The organism is Clostridium sp. DL1XJH146 (genome assembly GCF_054819755.1).
Window position 1 is genome coordinate 67,648 of the sequence record NZ_JBTVVN010000015.1, and the last position, 18,347, is coordinate 85,994.

An 18,347-nucleotide genomic window follows, 5' to 3' on the forward strand; every position below is an offset into this window, starting at 1 on the left:
CATAATCTCATTAATCCCTACTAAACAAATCCCTAGTATAAACTTTCTCTTCTACATCAAAAATATCATCAGCCATCCTATTAGCTACAATAACATCACAAATCTCTTTAAATTCATTTAAATCTCTAATTATTCTTGAGTTATAGAACTCATCTTCTTTAAGCGCTGGCTCAAATACTACAACTTCAATACCTTTAGCCTTAATTCTCTTCATAACACCTCGAATAGATGATTGTCTAAAGTTATCTGAATCCATTTTCATTGTTAATCTATATACCCCTACGATTTTAGGTTCTCTAGCTATAATCATATCAGCTACATGGTCTTTTCTTGTTCTATTGGCATCTACTATAGCTGCCATAATGTTTTGAGGTACGTCTGAGTAGTTTGCAAGTAATTGTTTTGTATCTTTAGGTAAGCAGTATCCTCCATAACCAAAAGATGGATTGTTATAATGACTTCCTATTCTAGGATCTAAACATACACCTTCTACTATTTGCTTTGTATCTAGTCCTCTTACTTCTGCATAAGTATCAAGCTCATTAAAATATGCTACTCTCATAGCAAGGTATGTATTTGAAAATAGTTTTACAGCTTCCGCTTCTGTAGAATTTGTAAATAACACATTGATATCTTCTTTGATAGCACCTTCTACTAATAAATCAGCAAACTTCTTAGCCCTTTCTGATTGCTCTCCTACAATAATTCTAGATGGATATAAATTATCATATAAAGCCTTACCTTCTCTTAAAAACTCTGGTGAGAAGATAATATTATCTGTTTCAAACATAGCTTTTGCTTTCTCAACATATCCTACTGGTACAGTTGATTTAATAACCATTACTGCATCTGGATTAATAGATAGTACATTTGCTATTACTGCTTCTATTTAAATTCTCTTTCAACCGTCTCTAACGCATGGTAAATAACATGATGCATATCATAATACTTATAATTCGCTAATCTACCACCGAAAATAACATTCTCTTCTTTATCTGCTAACTCTTTATACTTTATAAATAATTCATTGTTTTTATTATTATTCACAGGATAATAAGGTTCATCTCCAGGTTTCCACTCTACAGGATATTCCTTTGTAATAACCGTCTTAGGTTGTGTTCCAAATTCAAAATGTTTATGTTCAATAATTCTTGTAAATGGTGTCGCAGCATCTGTATAGTTTACTACTGCATTCCCTTGATAATTTTCAATATCTAAGACTTCGTTTTCGAATTTTAAACTACGATATTCTAGTTTACCAAATCTATAATCATAAAATTCGTCTATCATCCCTGTAAATACTACTTTATCTGCAATCTCATCTAATCTTTCTTTATTTGTAAAATAATCTGTATTTAATTCAACATCTATACTATCTAACATCTTTTCAGTAATTTCATTGTATCCACCCTCAGGTATACCTTGGTAACGGTCATTAAAATAATTGTTGTCATATGTAAATCTAACAGGTAATCTTTTTATAATAAAAGCTGGTAATTCAGTTGCCTTTCTACCCCATTGTTTTTCAGTATAGCCTTTTATTAATTTCTCATATATATCTGTACCTACTAAAGATATTGCTTGCTCTTCTAAATTTTTAGACTCTGTAATTCCTGCTTCCTTTTTCTGCTCTTCAATTTTGCTTTTAGCTTCTTGTGGTGTAAATACTCCCCACAACTTACTAAATGTATTCATATTAAAAGGTAAATTATAAATTTCACCGTTATAATTTACAATTGGCGAATTAGTATATCTGTTAAATTCAGCAAATTGATTTACGTACTCCCAGACGTTCTTATTACTTGTGTGAAAAATATGTGCGCCATACTTATGCACATTAATTCCCTCTATGCTTTCACAATAAATATTTCCACCGATATGATTTCTTCGATCAACTACTAAACATTTTTTGCCTTGTCGAGTTGCTTCGTATGCAAATATTGCTCCAAATAGTCCTGCACCAACAATTAGGTAATCATATTTTTTTGACATTTTCTGTCCTCCTATTAAATCCATCTATTTCTATTCTAATCAGCATTATTTAATATTTAAACCTATTTTATAAGTTCTCCTAAACTGAAATACATCTCTTCATAATATTTAGCATAATTACCTGATACGATATTTTCAATCCAATCAGTATTATCTAAATACCACTGGATAGTTTCTTTCATTCCTTGTTCAAAAGTATAGGCTGGTTTCCACCCTAATTGATTTGTGATTTTTGTATTATCAATAGCATATCTTCTATCATGGCCAGGTCTGTCTTTAACATATTTAATTAAATCTTCTGATTTACCTAAAGTACTAATAATCAACTTAACAATTTCAATATTAGCTTTTTCATTATTCCCACCGATATTATAAACTTCTCCAACTTCACCTTTATGAAGAACTGTATCAATTGCTGAACAGTGATCCGATACATGTAACCAGTCTCTAATCTGCATACCATCACCATAAACAGGTAAGTCTTTTTCTTTTAAACAGTTATTTATTATAAGTGGAATAAGTTTTTCTGGGAATTGATATGGTCCATAGTTATTACTACAACGAGTAATATTTACAGGCATCCCAAAAGTTTCATGGTATGATCTAACAACCATATCAGCACTTGCTTTCGAAGCCGAATATGGGCTGTTTGGCATTAACGGCATTGTTTCAACAAACATTCCTGTTTCACCTAAAGCACCGTATACTTCATCAGTAGAAACTTGTAAGAATTTAACCCCTTCTTTATATTCCTTGCAGTACTTATCATCAGGATTAACTTTCCAATATTTTTTAGCAACATCAAGTAACGTTTGTGTTCCTATAACATTAGTCGTTAAAAATACTTCCGGCTCTTCAATACTTCTATCCACATGTGATTCTGCTGCAAAGTTTACAACAGTATCTACTTTATATGTATCAAATATTTCTTCTATCTTTTCTCTGTCTCTAATATCTACTTTAATAAATGTATAATTTTCATTATTATCGATATCTTTTAAATTCTCTAAATTACCTGCATAAGTCAATGCATCAATATTTATAATTTTATAATCAGGGTGACTATCTAACATTAACTTAACAAAGTTACTTCCTATAAATCCAGCACCACCTGTAACTAAAATAGTTTTCATTATATTTTCTTCCTTTCTCATTTAATCTTGTAATTCTATAAAATATCTACTTAATGCATTTTCCCATTTTGGCAATCTTTTAAATCCATTTTTATCAAGTCTCTCTTTTGATAGTCTTGAATTCAACGGTCTTTTAGCTTTAGTTGGATACTCAGATGTATCTATCGGATTTACTTTCATCTCAATGCCTGCTTTTTTGAATATATCTATAGCAAAATCATACCAACTGCAATAATTCTCATTCACTCCATGATACGTTCCATACTTTGTAGTTTGAATCATATCACATGTTAATAATGCCAAATCTGGTGTGTATGTAGGAGCTCCTATCTGATCATCAATAATATTTAATTCATTTCTTGTCTGCGCCAATTTTAACATTGTTTTAACAAAATTATTACCGTTCTTGCCATAAACCCATGAAGTTCTAATAATAAAATGTTTTTCTAAAATCTCTCTAACAGCATTTTCACCCAGTTCTTTGGAATAACCGTAATAGTTAACTGGATTTGTTGACTTGTCTTCAAGATGAGCTTCTACACCTTCTCCATCAAAAACATAATCAGTACTTATGTATACCATCTTTGCATCTATCTTTTTACAAGCTTCTGCAATATTTCTTGTTCCATCTACATTTATTGCATAACACTTTTCTTTATCATCTTCTGCTTTGTCTACTGCTGTATATGCCGCACAATGAACTACAACATCAGGGTTGTAATTTGATATAAAATCTTCAGTTTGTTCCTTATTGGTGATGTCAAAATCATCTATGTCTACACCTAGATTCTCAATACCAAGCGCATTAAGTCTTTTGACTACATCATAACCAAGCTGACCTTTTACTCCTGTTACTAATACTTTGATACTGAAATCAACATCACTATCTTTTAAAAGTGGTGCATTTAAGTCCTTCTCTGATAAAATAGGATTGTCTATATGCCATTTAACCCCAATTTCATGGTCATCAAATCTAATACTACGATCATTTTCCTTAGAATAATACTCATCAACTTTATATTGTACTTCTACGTCATCAGTTATTGTTAGAAAAGCATGTCCAAATCCTTTAGGAATAAATAATTGCTTTTTATTATCTGCTGACAACTCAATACTAAACCACTGCTTATATGTATCAGACCCTTTTCTTAAATCTACTACCGTATCAATAATCGCACCTCTTGTACATCTAATCATTTTTGTTTGTGCCTTAGGATTAGTCTGAAAGTGAATTCCTCTTAATGTACCTTTTTGAGCTGAATACGATTGATTATCTTGAATAAAATCAATATCTATTCCGTTCTTTACGAACTTCTTTTTTGTATAGCTTTCAGTAAACCAACCTCTGTGGTCACCATAAACATCTGTTTGAATAACTAATAATCCTTTAAACTTAGTTTTAGTAACTTTCATAATATTCACTACTCCTTAAACATTAATATCTGATTTTGCCTTCAGCAACCCTTTTCAAGTGTTCTCCGTAAGGAGACTTTCCATATCGTTCAGCTGATTTTAGAATAGTTTCTTTATCAATCCATTTATTTATAAAAGCTATCTCTTCTGGAGCCGAAATTTTTATCCCTTGTCTTTTCTCTATCATTTGAACATAATCTGCCGCTTCAACTAAGCTATCCATAGTCCCTGTATCTAACCAAGCATAACCTCTTCCTAAAAGCTGTACATTAAGAGTTTCATCTTCAAGATACATTCTATTTAAATCTGTAATTTCAAGTTCTCCTCTTTCTGAAGGTTTAACTTTCTTTGCATACTCAACAACACGCTTGTCATAAAAATATAATCCAGTAATGCAATAATTTGATTTTGGATTTTGCGGTTTTTCTTCAACAGATATTACTTTACCATTGTCATCAAACTCTACTATTCCAAATCTTTCTGGATCATTTACATAATATCCAAAAATACTTGCTTTACCGTTTTTTGCATTCTCTGTTGCTTCTCTTAGCATTGATGTAAAACCATTACCGTAGAAAATATTATCTCCCAACACCATTGCACACGAATCATCTTCTATAAAATCTTCACCAAGAATAAAAGCCTGAGCAAGTCCATCTGGTGATGGTTGTTCTTTATATGATAATCTCATACCATATTGATTACCATCTCCTAATAACTTTTCAAAATTCGGCAAATCTTGTGGTGTTGAAATAATTAAAATATCTCGAATTCCTGCTAACATAAGCGTAGATAACGGATAATATATCATTGGCTTATCATAAACTGGTAATAATTGCTTGCTTGTTATCATTGTTAATGGATAAAGACGTGTACCTGATCCACCTGCTAATATTATTCCTTTCATTCTATTCACCCTCTATCTTCGTTATATCTAACAGCAAATACTCAATAAACTCCCTAACTGCTCCATTTCCGCCATCTTTTTTACATACAAAATCAGCATTTTTTTTCACAACACCTTCGGCATCAGCTGGGCACCCCTTGATACCACATAATTTCATACATTCTAAATCATTTTCATCATCACCAATGTAAGCAATTTCATTAAACTCACAACCGTATTTCTCAATGATTTGTTTCAATTTTTCTACTTTATCATGTACACCTTGATGAACTTCTTTTATGTCAAGCTCTTGCGCCCGCTCAGTTACTATCTTTGAATTGCGTCCTGTTATAATAACTGGAACTATTCCTTTAGTTTGAATTTTTTTAATACCTAGCCCGTCTTTAACATTAAAAGCTTTCATTATTTCACCGTGAGAACCAATATAAATTTTACCATCAGTTAGAGTTCCATCAACATCTAAAACAACCATTTTTATCATCATAGAACTATTCCTTTATTTAAAATATCACGTAACCTAATTGTCCCAACGATTCTTTCATTTTTATCAACAACAGGTGCACTTGAAATATTTTTCTCTTTTAAGATTTGTAAAGCTTCAATTGCCATACTTTCCTCATTTATGATTGTAGGGGTTTTAGTCATTATTTCATCAGCAATTAATCCATATACATCGACTCCATTTTCAAGTTGACGTCGTAAATCACCATCGGTTACTACTCCTAGTAATCTATTATCTTTGTTAATAATATTAATAATTCCTAATCCTTTTTTGCCCATCTCAATAATTGCATTTTTCAAGGTTACTCCTGAATCAATAACGGCATTATTTTCTCCTGCTGCCATTACATCCTTAACTTTAATGAATAATTTTTTACCTAAAGAACCTGCAGGATGATATAGCCCATAATTATTTTCATTAAATCCATAAATTTTTGATGCTACAACCGCTAAAGCATCTCCATAAACTAATGCTACAGTAGTACTTGATGTAGGTGCTAACCCCAAATAACATGCTTCTTTAAACTCTGGGAAAACCTGTGTGTAATCACTGTGCTTTATTAATGTAGAATCTACATTTCCAGAAATACCAATCAATTTTGCTCCTATAGCTTTTATATTACTAAGCATTCGGGTTATTTCTTCACTTTCTCCACTAAAACTTATCGCAATCACAACATCATTTTTTCCTATCATGCCCAAATCACCATGAAGAGCTTCTGCTGGATGGAGAAAGAAAGCTGGTGTTCCTAAACTTGCCATAGTAGCCGCCATTTTACGAGCTATATGACCAGGCTTACCCATACCAGTGATAATGACCTTTCCTTTACATTCAGATGTTGCTTTTATTATTTGAATAAAATTATCATCTAAATTATCTCTTACTTTAATCAAAGCATCAATTTCTATATCAAAAACGCGTTTTGCTTCATTTAAATAATCCATAATACATTCACCTCCATTTTATTGCACTGCGTTATAAACCTTAATCAATTTTTCTAAGATATTTTTCAATTCACTTAGTGGAACCATATTAGGACCATCAGATTTAGCATTATCAGGATCAGGATGAACCTCCATAAAAAGACCATCTGCACCAACAGCTAAAGCAGCTTTAGCTAAATATTCAACATATTCTCTATTTCCACCAGTCGTATTTCCTTTTCCTCCTGGTTTTTGAACACTGTGCGTAGCATCAAATATTACAGGATAACCAAATTTCTTCATTTCTATTAAGGCAGTCATGTCAACAACTAAGGTATTATAGCCGAAAGTTGTACCCCTCTCACAAAGCATTATATTTTTATTTCCGCTTTCTTCTAATTTATTAACAACGTTTTTCATATCCCAAGGTGCTAAAAATTGAGCTTTTTTCACATTGATTAATTTGCCTGTTTTAGCAGCTGCAACAAGTAAATCTGTCTGACGGCAAAGAAAAGCTGGAATTTGAATAATATCAGCAACCTTTGATACTGGATCAGCTTGATATGGTTCGTGTATATCGGTTACTATTTTTAATCCATATGTATCTTTAACCTTTTTAAGTATTCGTAATCCTTCCTCAAGGCCTGGACCTCTGTATGAATGGATTGATGTTCTATTCGCTTTATCAAAAGACGCTTTAAAATAATATTCAATACCTAACTCATCTGTTATATTCTTTATTTCTTTTGCTACCTGCATAACCAATTCTTCATTTTCTATTACACAAGGGCCTGCAATTAAAGTAAACATAATTTACACCTTCCTAATTATTATTTATTATTCTGAATTAATTTTAACGCAAAATCATAATCCTCTTTTGTATCTATATCTACCGCTTCAACACTATCAACTTCCTGTATATACGGATTAAATCCTATTCTTCTGCGATGCTTTGTAAATATCTCTTTTTCAAACATAAAAAACGCACTTGTTTCTATATAAATAGGATCCATATCCTGAGTTCTTGGCACATCATTTAAATCATAGTTAATAGGAGATCCTTGATACCATGCAAAAGTCTGTATTTTTTCTGCTGAAAAAGCAGAATCATATCCTTCAGTTAACATTATATTTAAAGCATTATCAATAGTTTCACTTTTGATGAAAGGAGATGTTGTATGAGCTAATATATAGATATCAGCTTCTATTTTATTAATAAATGATTCATAGATTTCAAATCCTTTCACTAAATCTCCATCTAATCTAGCATCTCTTTTAAGAAAAACAGTTTGTTCTGGTACATACTTCTTCACAGTTTCATCACTACAATAAACATAAGTTTCATCTATCCCATCTACGTTTAAAAGACTATTCACAATATGCCAACACATTGGTTTGTCATCAACAGGTAAAATGTTTTTTTTAGGTAACCTTTGACTATTAAGCTTTATTGGTACAAACGCTACAACTTTCTTCTTCATAATGAACCTCTCTTTCTAATCTACTTTAATAAAACCGAAAATCTATGATTTTTATGTGAAATCAATGCATACAAGCCAAACCCAACTACAACTATTATCCATCTAATAAGTCCATACTCCATTAATATATAAGAAATAGATACAGCTATAACCATTATCAAAATTGGTCTAACATAGACTTTGAATGGAAACAGTTTATTATCCAATTTTCTTGCAGCTTTATAATGTATTCCAAATGAAACTGCATATGCTATTACTGTTGTAAAAGCTGCTGCTATAGCTCCATATAGTGGTATAAATATAAAATTAAGTCCTAGATTTATAGATGCTGCAATAATAGTATTTGTCGCAATAATTTTTGTTGACTTATAATAATACTCCATGTCGACTGATATAGAATACAAAAATATAAAAAATGATGCAAGTAACACAGGTGGAATTATAATTTTTCCACTCCAATATTCCTCTGGCGCCATTACAACTAAAATTTCGGGACCTATCATAAGTATTCCAATCATTAAAATCATTACAATCTCAATATATAATTTTACATTTCTATTAATTATATTACGCTCTTCATTTTGCATTTTTTTTGTGAACCAAGGTATCCAAACACTTTCCATGGATGTTGTTACAACTGTAGCTATCATACTCAAGCTATATACTAAACTATATATGCCTGTTTCTGAAGCACTGAAAAATGCAGTTATCATCGTTCTATCTGATGTTGCCAATATATTTACTGAAAGTCCATGAAAAACAAGTGGCAATGATAAAGTAATTGCGTATTTCCAATACTTTTTATTGATAAATTCTTTTCCTTTAATAAAATACTTCACAAGATAAAAAATACCAACTACTGATGTAACCATAACATAAGGGACAATTCGTCCAAAATATTTATGCTTATTCAAATTCATCAAAAAAACAACTGACAAAATTGCTACAATTATATTTGGAACAGCCAACAATAGTGTTCTTTTAATATAATCTACGCTCATCATATATATTATGCTAATACTATTTATTACAAAAGTCATAAACGACTGAATTAAGCATAAAATAACTAATGTAACATCAAGTTCCTCAATAAATAAAAATGAAATTAATACTATTAGTACTGAAGATATTAAAAAATTAATCACTGATAAAAAGAAAATTGATGAAATATATTTGTCTAAATCATCTTCAAACTCTATATATGCACTACGTATTGAACTTCCTAACGAAAGTCCAACTATTACTGATAAAATAGAAACCCAAGATAGGTATGTATTAACTATTCCATAATCTGCTGTTGACATTAATCTTGTAAATATTGGTATTGTCAAAAAAGCAATAGCTTTATTAAACAAATTTCCGATTAAATAAAATGAACCCGCTTTTGTATTTTTATTTTCAAAAAGTTTTCCTAGTAAGCTCATTTGTTATCCTTCAATCCTAGAACTTCATCTAAATCGACACGTGGAAATACTTCTAACATTCCTCCTCGTGTTGCATTTAATATTTTCACATCAGATGATTCAACAAAATTTTGGGCTGCTTTATAAGCAAACGTCATACGTTGACCAGCAGTTTTATATGTAGGATCATAGTGTCCAGATTCAATAAAGTGTTGTTTTTTCTTATTATCTGAGTAATTATTATCTGCTCCAATTAAATAAATCTCCTTAAAACCCATATATACAGCAATTTGAATTAAAGAATAGGTTATAGAATATCCATCATAAACCGCCTTAAATATATCAGTGCTAAAGCCCGCAGTCAATCTCTTAAAAGTATAAACATGGTTCAACATATACTGTGGATACTTATAATGAATACATCTAACTTCGTCAAAATTAGAAAACTGCTCACTACCATAAAAAATAATTGACTTTGTCATTTTAGCTATATCATTATTTACCTTTTTGTAAACATGACTATCTTGAATCCCATAATATGTAGTTTCCCATCCTGTTTCTGGAAAAACTTTGCATATAGAATTCATTCCAAATGTATATTCATTTTTTAATTTATTTAAATCTTCGATAGTTAAACTTGGTCCAGTTGCAATTATGAAACAACGTCCTTCATGGATATTTTTAAATTTTTTGAGTTGGATATATTCTTTTTCACCTAACCCTCTTCTTCGTAAATAAGACATAGTCCAAAAAACAGAATTTTTATAGCCACTAAAATAAACTATTTTACCAATTTTATGCAACCAATGCAATCCTTTGGTTGATTTTATGAAATTATTAAGTTTCACTAGCAAAACATTCATATTTATGCCTCCTCTTATTATTTATAATTACATTACTAAAATTATAGTCACTACCTGAATAATTAGACAATAATAACATAGGCAAAATTATACTAAAATATTGACTACCAAAAATGGTTATGTTGTATGTTATCGGGGTTGTTGCTGAATATAATAATAATAAGGCATATGTTACATATTTTAGTATATTATTTTCTTTTCTAAGCTTACAACTATATTTCATCGTAAGCTTAACAAATAAAATTGGAATAATTGGAGAAAAAACACCCAGATAATAATATGCTTGTCCAATACAAGGAATAATCTGTGCATAGACATTATTACTATTATTATATACCTCCACTAACCTTTCACCTTGAAAACCAAAAATCGAATTTCTAAAAGGAATCATATAATATAAATCATAAAACAAAGTTGAAATTTTACTTGGATTATCAATGTTAAATATACCTGCTATATTTGCTATCCCCGGAAAATATGCTTGCATCATCATTGCTATAGATGTAGCCTTAGAACTAGAATTAAAACCAATTTCCATTTTTGATATAAAAATAACAATAATGCCAACTACCATAAATAAAACTAATGAAAATCTAATTAATTTAACCTTACTTGGATACAATTTCATCATTAACATAGTTAAAACCGACATAACTATAAAAACATAAACAGTTTGTCCGAAGATAAAAAAAATTTGACTCATTATTATTAAATAGCTCAAAAATATTGCAAAACTACTATTTTTAGCTTTAACTTTTATAAAATAAATAGATATAGCAGGTATAAATATTCTATAGAAATTGAATAAAAAAATAAAAATCGTGAATAAAATTCTTCTAACTCCACCTCTATTTACTAATAGAATTGAATCAGATTCTCCAATATTATTAATAATTGAACCTGAAGCAAATATATTTGTAAATGTTAATTTTATTTCTGGAATAATCATGTATGAAATTACCATGAGTAATATTGAAAATAACATAGTACTACCAAAAATTTTTAAATGTTTTTTACCTGTTTTATTTAAATTTATATCCTTATCAGATTTTATATTTTCTCTTTTCCTATCGGAATATTTCTTTGAGTAATACTGAATAGCTACAAATACTATAACCGTTTCATAAATCATCAATAATACTGAATAAATGATATTTTTTTCAAATTGAACTACAAAAACACTATAATAATTGCCAAAACTCATAATTAATATCGTAACTACATTTCTAATAAAATATAACCCAACTAATAAACTAGCGCCTAAGTTAAACGGTATTATTTTATATATATTAAAGAACAGTAAACTTGTTAATCCAAAAGCTATAGGTAATAATGATAAAATTTCATAGTAATCAGGTTTATTAACATCAATTGCTACTCTAATGCCTGTTACAATACTCGTTATTATCACAAATAGAAATATTACTAATGATATCTTTCTAATTCTTAATGTCTGCATCTAAAATATCCTTTCCTACGTATTGAAATTTCATATAGGGTCAACTAATAATACTATCCTCACAAATCTATAAAACTGTAATTACTAGATTGATTTTTTTAATAAACCAGAATAATAGTCTTCTAGAGCTTTTGTTGCCTCTTTTTTACCAAATCCACTCTTTCTGACTACTTCTGACTTATCAACTCTATTAGTATCTATAGATTTATTCACAATCCTATCTGCCCAATACATATATCCTTTTTCAAGCGAAACAAATTCAAAATTATCTGTTACTTTTACTTCTTTTGGAACTACATCAGATGTTAAGCAGTAAAGACCTGAACTTTGAACCTCGAGAAGTGCTAAGCTCAATCCTTCAAATAAAGTAGGTAATACAAAAATATCCATTGCCTGCAACAAATCTGGTACATCATTCCTACTTCCTAACATCATTACACTGTCTTTTATATTTAGCTCCAAAATCTTTTGTTCTACTTCTTCTCTTAACTCTCCATCTCCAACTAACATTAAAATCGAATCTGGTTTAATCTCTAAAACCTTTTTAAATGTTTCTAATAAAAAAACATGATTTTTTTGCAAAGATAACCTTGCTACATTTCCTACAACAAACTTATTCTCAATATTGAGTTTTTTTCTAACTTCAGTCCGCTTTTCTTTGTTATATGCATACTTTTTTGTATCAATACCATTTTTTATAAATGTAAATCCCTTATTTTTATTGCCATACAAAGCTTTTCCTGCACCATCTGAGCAAGCTGCTAAGTTGCAAGAAACCGTATTAAACATAAATCTCATCATAGGCAATGCAAATTTATACTGAGGATAATTATCAAAGTGTGAATGACAAATGCTCACTTTTACTCCTGCTAAATTTGCTGCAATTGCAGATAAAAATCCAGTTGGCGATGTATGAGCGTGTATAATATCAAATTTACCCTTTTTCATAATTCTGTATTGATTATATACAAATCTAATCAAGCCTTTTCTTGCTCTTGGAATTCGATAAAAGGTACAATCAAATTTTTCAAACTTATTTTCCCAATCATGTTGAGCTTCATTATAAGTCAAAATGCTAACTTCAAATTTGTTGAAGTCTAGCTCATCAAGTGTACTCAAAATTAAATTATCAATACCTCCTGCGGTAAGTGCTCCTTTAATTAACAAAAGCTTTGTTTTTCCCATAATCACATTCTCCTTTATAATCCAATATTAATTATTTATCATTTAAATATAAATATTAAAAATCAAAAAAATTTAGTGTTTGATTTAGAAACACGAATTTTAGTTACAATTATTCGTCTTACATATTTTAACCAGTAAAACGCTCTTAAAAACAGATAGAATTTTTTTGAAATAATTGAGTTTGATTTTAATTCATTAATATTCTTTATATTACCTTTATGCATGTTATTCAAATTAGCCGAAAGACCACTAAACCCAAATTCCGGCTTGCCGTCACCAAAGAAAACCATCCGTTTATTTAAATGATAATAATTATAATTTGAACAAATCTTCATGAAGAAATTCCCATCTTCAGCATAATTTTGATTTTCATCATACCCCCCAATTTCTTGAAAAATAGTCTTTCTAAAAATCGCTGTTGACGTCTGTGGAAACATTTTCAGACAAATATCTTTAATCTTAGCCTTAAAAAGAGTATCCGTTTTTCTCCACAATATCTTTAGATTTTTATCCTCCAAATTTCCACCAAGAAAATCAATACTAGGATTTTTTTCAATAATCCTAATTTGAGTTTCAATTTTATTAGGTAGCCATTTATCATCTGAATCTAATAAAGCAATCCATTCCCCTTTAGCAATTTTCATTCCAGCATTCCTAGCTGAAGAAACCCCTTCGTTTTCTTTATCTATTATAATGATAGGTAATTCACTATTACCTATTTTATACTCTTTAACTACACTTAAAGATTTATCTGTGGACCCATCATCGACAACAATGATTTCTTTTACTAGGCGTAAAGCTGTTTGATTCTTTATAGAGTTTAGAGTATTTAATATAGTATTTTCACTATTAAACATTGGAATGACTACTGATACAACTACTTCACTTCCTTTTTCAATCATTGTATTCACCTCTTCACTTAAATTTTCACCCATTCTTTTAATTCTTCATTATATCTTTTCATTACTTTAGCCGGTACTCCTGCAACAATACAATTATCAAGAACATCTCTGTTAACCACACAATTCGCTCCAATAATACAACCGCTACCGATATTAACACCAGATAAAATACATACATTTTCTCCAATCCAAACATTGTTTCCTATTGAAACAGGCTTTGTATATAATGGTCTCTTATCAGGAGGAACATCTGGAGATGAATATTCAAAAACACCTGAATAATCTCCATGATTAATATCACTAATATATATTTTTGATGCCATTAAGCAATTGTCTCCTATAGTAACTCTCTCACCTGCTGCAATATGAACGCAGTCACCAATTTTACAGTTTTTACCTATTATGAGTTTCTTCGATCCATCAACCCCTGTATCAAACATTTCTAACCTACAACTATATCCTGTAGTAAAGCCTTCACCATAGAGCAAAAACTTTTTACCTCTAACATATATCGGTCTACGTATTAAACGTGCGCCTTTATAAAATATTCTCGTATAAACAAGTGATATTGCATTCTTAAATATTTCACCTAAGCCGTATCCATTTTTCATAGTCACTTACAGCTCCTTAATTACATGTTTTAATTTTTTATTAAATGCCTCAACCGAAAATAAACTACTAAGTACCTTTTTTGTATTTTCTTGCATAGACAATAGCTCTCCTATATCAAAACTAACCACTTTAGTAGCTACGTCTTCTATGTTCTCATTTGTAACATTAATACCTATCTTAAACTTGTCCACTATATTAGCAGTATCTGCTTGTATACTATTTATAATAGGAAGCCCTGCTTGAAAATAATCAATTGACTTCATAGTAAGCCCAACACATACTGTATCTTTCATAATATTTAATCCAAAATGGCATTTATCAAATATATCCTGTTTCTTTTTGTAATCATATATTTTTCCATGATATTCTAAAATCGCACCTGCGCTCTTTACCTCATTAATTAAAATATCCTTGCTCTCCCCATCACCAATGATATGAAAAGTTACAGGCTTAATTTTATTTATTTCATTTATAAGTTTCTTTATTTTAGGAATATCAATTATGTTGTTTATTGAACCTAGGTAACATAAGTGAATTTCATCTTTATTTAACACAGGACGACTATGGATCTCCACTTGTCTTTTTGCTAAATATACTGTTTCAGCTTTAATACCTTTTAAATGTTTTTTAAGTACTTCCTGATATAAGTCGCATTCTGTTATAACACAATCAGCATATTTTAACTCGTTATTCCTCATTGCCCCCCAAAAACAAAATGGTGGTAAAGCTTCAACTTTTCCAACCGGCATAGTTTCAGGCCAAAGGTCTATTAAATCAAAAATCAACTTTACATTATCATGTTTTTTTTTATATTGAGCAGCAAATTTTGCTAATGAATTTGGTGGCACCATTACATATAATAAGTCTGGATGCAAGTCCTCTACAACTTGGAATGCTCTCTTTGCAAAATCATAATGTGATGTCATTCTTGCCACAGACATATTTTTATAGTATGGTTTTGATTCAACAAATATAAAATCCCGTTTCCTTTCAGTTCGTTTAACTTTTTTAAAGTGTCTGAAATCAGATTGAACTATTGTAACATCATTACCACTATTTCTAAAATAATCATGAAGTAAGTCTATCCTATCTTCGTAAGTATCAAAGCAATTAACAATAACTACTTTCATGCCTCAACACCCACTTTCTGAGTAATTCCTTCAACTTCAGTTGCTATAATCGATTCTCTCAAATCCCTAATTCTATAATCCACTTTATACTCAGAAATGCTTCCTTCATAAACCAAATTGCCAAATACCTTTCTAACTACTCCAACTTTTCCATACATGAATCTAATCAGCCAGTTAAAACCCTTAGTCAACTTAATCTTTTTCCCATGCACTTCACCAATCAATCTAACCAACTCACTGGTCTTGACATACTCAGCATTCTGTGGAAAAAACAATCCAGTTTCTTCATTATCAATCATGACCTTAATGAATTCACAAAGATTATCAATATGAAGCATACTACGTTCATTATCTATATCAGGAAACATAGGTACCTTCTGAGCCAACTTCGCAAGTCTAGGATAATTCCCCCTAGACCCTCTTCCATAAATCATAGGAGGTCTTACAACAACAATTTTAAACTCATCACTTTCAAGTCCTCTAATACCTTCCTCTGCCTGAAGCTTACTATTTCCATAGAAATTACTTGGTGTCGGAACTGTATTTCTATCAATAACTCTCTTACTACTGCTACTATCACCATAGACAATAATGCTACTCATAAAAATAAACTGCTTTACCCCTTCTGCCTTGGCCTTCTCAGCAGTTTGAATTGTTAGGTCTCTATTTACTTTATAATAAAGAGCCTTCGTTTCTTCTGATACGTTACCTACATCTGCATGCGCAATCCCCGCCACATGAAAAACAACATCATATCGACTAAAATCTTCCTCTTTCCATTCCCCATCTTTCATATCAACAGTATCTACTTTATATTTATCTGGTTCTTTTAATAACCACTTTTCAACACTTGTTCCTATATAGCTATTAGCCCCTGTAATAAGTACATTCTTCATCCTGAAATAGTCTCCTCATCACCAGTCTCTATAACTCCAGTCCCACCTTCAACAACACCATTCTTTTTAAGCACAACACTAAAGGAACCAAAAAAACACTTAACATCCATCCCAAAACCTATCTTCTCAACATACTCCCCATCCAACTTAGCCTTAACTTCAATAGGCAACTCATCTCTACCATTAATTTGAGCCCATCCAGTAAGTCCAACAGGTACATCGTTAGCACCGTACTTATCTCTCTCTGCAATAAGTGGATACTGATTCCAAAGCGCAGGTCTTGGCCCAATGATACTCATCTCACCCTTTAGGATATTAATCATTTGAGGTAATTCATCTAAACTTGTCTTTCTTAAAAAACTACCAACTTTAGTAATAAAGCAAGCTGGATTTTCTAGCATATGAGTTGGCATATCTTTTGGTGTATCACATCTCATGGTTCTAAACTTCAATATATTAAAATGACTCTTATGTAATCCAACTCTCTTCTGTTTGAAGAGTACTGGACCCTTTGAATCTAATTTAATAGCTATAATTAATACTAAAAATAATGGCGATAACACAATTAACCCTAATAATGAAAGTATGATATCGATTAATCTTTTGATTTTTAAATACACATACTACACCCCTTTCTTAGTTGGTCTATTGGTCAGAGTAAACAACCCCAGTATCTATCTTCCTAAATCTATCAACTCTACATCCTGCTTTAACAATAGCTCCAGCATTAACATACGAATACTCACCAACCACACAATCATGGTCTATCAAAGCTCCTATACCAATAATGCAGCCATCCTTAATGTGAGAGTTTGTATTTAATACTGATTTAGTTCCTACATAACAGCCTGTACCTAATTGAACTGATGTAGATACATAAGCTGTGGGATGTATAATTGATGGTATGCTGTAAAGTACTGATAATTTATGTACTAATTCATTCCTAATCTCTGCATTACCTATCGCTACAAAAGCATATTGATAGACGTTGCTAAATTTCTCATACTCATCAACTCTACCTATCGCCAATTCTGAGTTATCATCCAAAAAATCTATTCTGTTATATATCTTAAGTGCCTCAGCAGCTTCTTTAACCACTTTTCCATGACCACCAGCACCGATTATCAAAAGATTCATTTTGAAAAGTCTCCTAATCTTTTATGTAAATGCTCATAATGAGCTTTAATTCCTATATCTACATTTTGTATCTCTCACTATTTCTAACACTACATCTTGCATAAACCACTCTCTTGATTGAATGGTGCTACGTGTAACCATTCTGTAACATTAGCCCTTTTGCACCAACCTGTGAAACCCTTGCTATCACTGGCTTCTAAGAGTATTCATCCTTTCCCCATACTCACCTCGAAAACCCAACTACCAAAAACTTACATTTATACAATAAAAAGTATGTCCTGTTTTTCATCTATGCAACATCTTGTGATTCAGCTTTCTATTTATCCCTTCCTCATACTCACGTCCTCATGAATATGTCCTAAGAACAAATATAAATATCTTCAGTTTTCTCTAGTTCTCATTTTGAACT

General features: G+C 30.7%; 18 protein-coding genes and 2 pseudogenes. All 20 read right to left on the reverse strand.

Annotated features, from left to right (window positions below; translation table 11 throughout):
* Positions 1–10: 10 nt before the first annotated feature.
* Positions 11–889 (reverse strand): annotated as a pseudogene (locus ACVHXK_RS09305) (nucleotide sugar dehydrogenase); the annotation flags it as partial.
* Positions 886–1,992: a UDP-galactopyranose mutase gene (gene glf / locus ACVHXK_RS09310; RefSeq protein ID WP_461206111.1), complete on the reverse strand. Its 1,107-nt coding sequence runs from the start codon at positions 1,990–1,992 to the stop codon at positions 886–888. The pseudogene ACVHXK_RS09305 and the gene glf, both read right to left, overlap by 4 nt.
* A 62-nt stretch (positions 1,993–2,054) precedes the next feature.
* A complete protein-coding gene (rfbB, locus tag ACVHXK_RS09315) occupies positions 2,055–3,125 on the reverse strand; it encodes a dTDP-glucose 4,6-dehydratase (RefSeq protein ID WP_461206112.1) in 1,071 nt (356 codons plus the stop codon).
* Positions 3,126–3,146: 21 nt separating this feature from the next.
* A complete protein-coding gene (rfbD, locus tag ACVHXK_RS09320) occupies positions 3,147–3,992 on the reverse strand; it encodes a dTDP-4-dehydrorhamnose reductase (protein ID WP_461206130.1) in 846 nt (281 codons plus the stop codon).
* 3 nt (positions 3,993–3,995) lie between these two features.
* Positions 3,996–4,538 (reverse strand): annotated as a pseudogene (rfbC, locus tag ACVHXK_RS09325) (dTDP-4-dehydrorhamnose 3,5-epimerase); the annotation flags it as partial.
* Between the two features lie 22 nt (positions 4,539–4,560).
* A complete protein-coding gene (gene rfbA / locus ACVHXK_RS09330; RefSeq protein ID WP_461206113.1) occupies positions 4,561–5,445 on the reverse strand; it encodes a glucose-1-phosphate thymidylyltransferase RfbA in 885 nt (294 codons plus the stop codon).
* Between the two features lies 1 nt (position 5,446).
* The gene (locus ACVHXK_RS09335; protein ID WP_461206114.1) at positions 5,447–5,929 is read right to left on the reverse strand and encodes a KdsC family phosphatase; all 483 of its coding nucleotides are present in this window, start codon (positions 5,927–5,929) and stop codon (positions 5,447–5,449) included.
* Complete coding sequence (locus tag ACVHXK_RS09340; RefSeq protein WP_461206115.1) at positions 5,926–6,891, reverse strand: KpsF/GutQ family sugar-phosphate isomerase; 966 nt, start codon at positions 6,889–6,891, stop codon at positions 5,926–5,928. Before ACVHXK_RS09340 ends, ACVHXK_RS09335 begins: the two co-directional genes overlap by 4 nt.
* Before the next feature lie 18 nt (positions 6,892–6,909).
* Positions 6,910–7,680 (reverse strand): 3-deoxy-8-phosphooctulonate synthase, encoded by a 771-nt coding sequence (gene kdsA, locus ACVHXK_RS09345; RefSeq protein WP_461206116.1) that lies wholly within the window; start codon positions 7,678–7,680, stop codon positions 6,910–6,912.
* A gap of 20 nt (positions 7,681–7,700) precedes the next feature.
* Entirely contained in the window at positions 7,701–8,351 is a 651-nt protein-coding gene (locus tag ACVHXK_RS09350; RefSeq protein WP_461206117.1) for an acylneuraminate cytidylyltransferase family protein, read from the reverse strand.
* A 20-nt stretch (positions 8,352–8,371) separates the two neighbouring features.
* Positions 8,372–9,775: a lipopolysaccharide biosynthesis protein gene (locus ACVHXK_RS09355; RefSeq protein ID WP_461206118.1), complete on the reverse strand. Its 1,404-nt coding sequence runs from the start codon at positions 9,773–9,775 to the stop codon at positions 8,372–8,374.
* The gene (locus ACVHXK_RS09360) at positions 9,772–10,617 is read right to left on the reverse strand and encodes a 6-hydroxymethylpterin diphosphokinase MptE-like protein (protein WP_461206119.1); all 846 of its coding nucleotides are present in this window, start codon (positions 10,615–10,617) and stop codon (positions 9,772–9,774) included. Before ACVHXK_RS09360 ends, ACVHXK_RS09355 begins: the two co-directional genes overlap by 4 nt.
* Positions 10,592–12,076 (reverse strand): O-antigen polymerase, encoded by a 1,485-nt coding sequence (locus tag ACVHXK_RS09365; protein ID WP_461206120.1) that lies wholly within the window; start codon positions 12,074–12,076, stop codon positions 10,592–10,594. Before ACVHXK_RS09365 ends, ACVHXK_RS09360 begins: the two co-directional genes overlap by 26 nt.
* A gap of 84 nt (positions 12,077–12,160) precedes the next feature.
* Positions 12,161–13,261 (reverse strand): glycosyltransferase family 1 protein, encoded by a 1,101-nt coding sequence (locus ACVHXK_RS09370; protein WP_461206121.1) that lies wholly within the window; start codon positions 13,259–13,261, stop codon positions 12,161–12,163.
* Between the two features lie 62 nt (positions 13,262–13,323).
* The gene (locus ACVHXK_RS09375) at positions 13,324–14,163 is read right to left on the reverse strand and encodes a glycosyltransferase family 2 protein (RefSeq protein WP_461206122.1); all 840 of its coding nucleotides are present in this window, start codon (positions 14,161–14,163) and stop codon (positions 13,324–13,326) included.
* Between the two features lie 17 nt (positions 14,164–14,180).
* Positions 14,181–14,774, reverse strand: coding sequence for a DapH/DapD/GlmU-related protein (locus ACVHXK_RS09380; RefSeq protein ID WP_461206123.1), 594 nt, complete (start codon positions 14,772–14,774; stop codon positions 14,181–14,183).
* A 6-nt stretch (positions 14,775–14,780) separates the two neighbouring features.
* Positions 14,781–15,905, reverse strand: coding sequence for a glycosyltransferase (locus tag ACVHXK_RS09385; protein ID WP_461206124.1), 1,125 nt, complete (start codon positions 15,903–15,905; stop codon positions 14,781–14,783).
* Positions 15,902–16,801: an NAD-dependent epimerase/dehydratase family protein gene (locus tag ACVHXK_RS09390; RefSeq protein ID WP_461206125.1), complete on the reverse strand. Its 900-nt coding sequence runs from the start codon at positions 16,799–16,801 to the stop codon at positions 15,902–15,904. Before ACVHXK_RS09390 ends, ACVHXK_RS09385 begins: the two co-directional genes overlap by 4 nt.
* On the reverse strand, positions 16,798–17,421 hold the full coding sequence (locus tag ACVHXK_RS09395) for a sugar transferase (RefSeq protein ID WP_461206126.1): 624 nt from the start codon (positions 17,419–17,421) through the stop codon (positions 16,798–16,800). The genes ACVHXK_RS09390 and ACVHXK_RS09395 overlap by 4 nt, the downstream gene beginning before the upstream one ends.
* Before the next feature lie 25 nt (positions 17,422–17,446).
* Complete coding sequence (locus ACVHXK_RS09400) at positions 17,447–17,938, reverse strand: PglD-related sugar-binding protein (RefSeq protein WP_461206127.1); 492 nt, start codon at positions 17,936–17,938, stop codon at positions 17,447–17,449.
* Between the last annotated feature and the right edge of the window lie 409 nt (positions 17,939–18,347).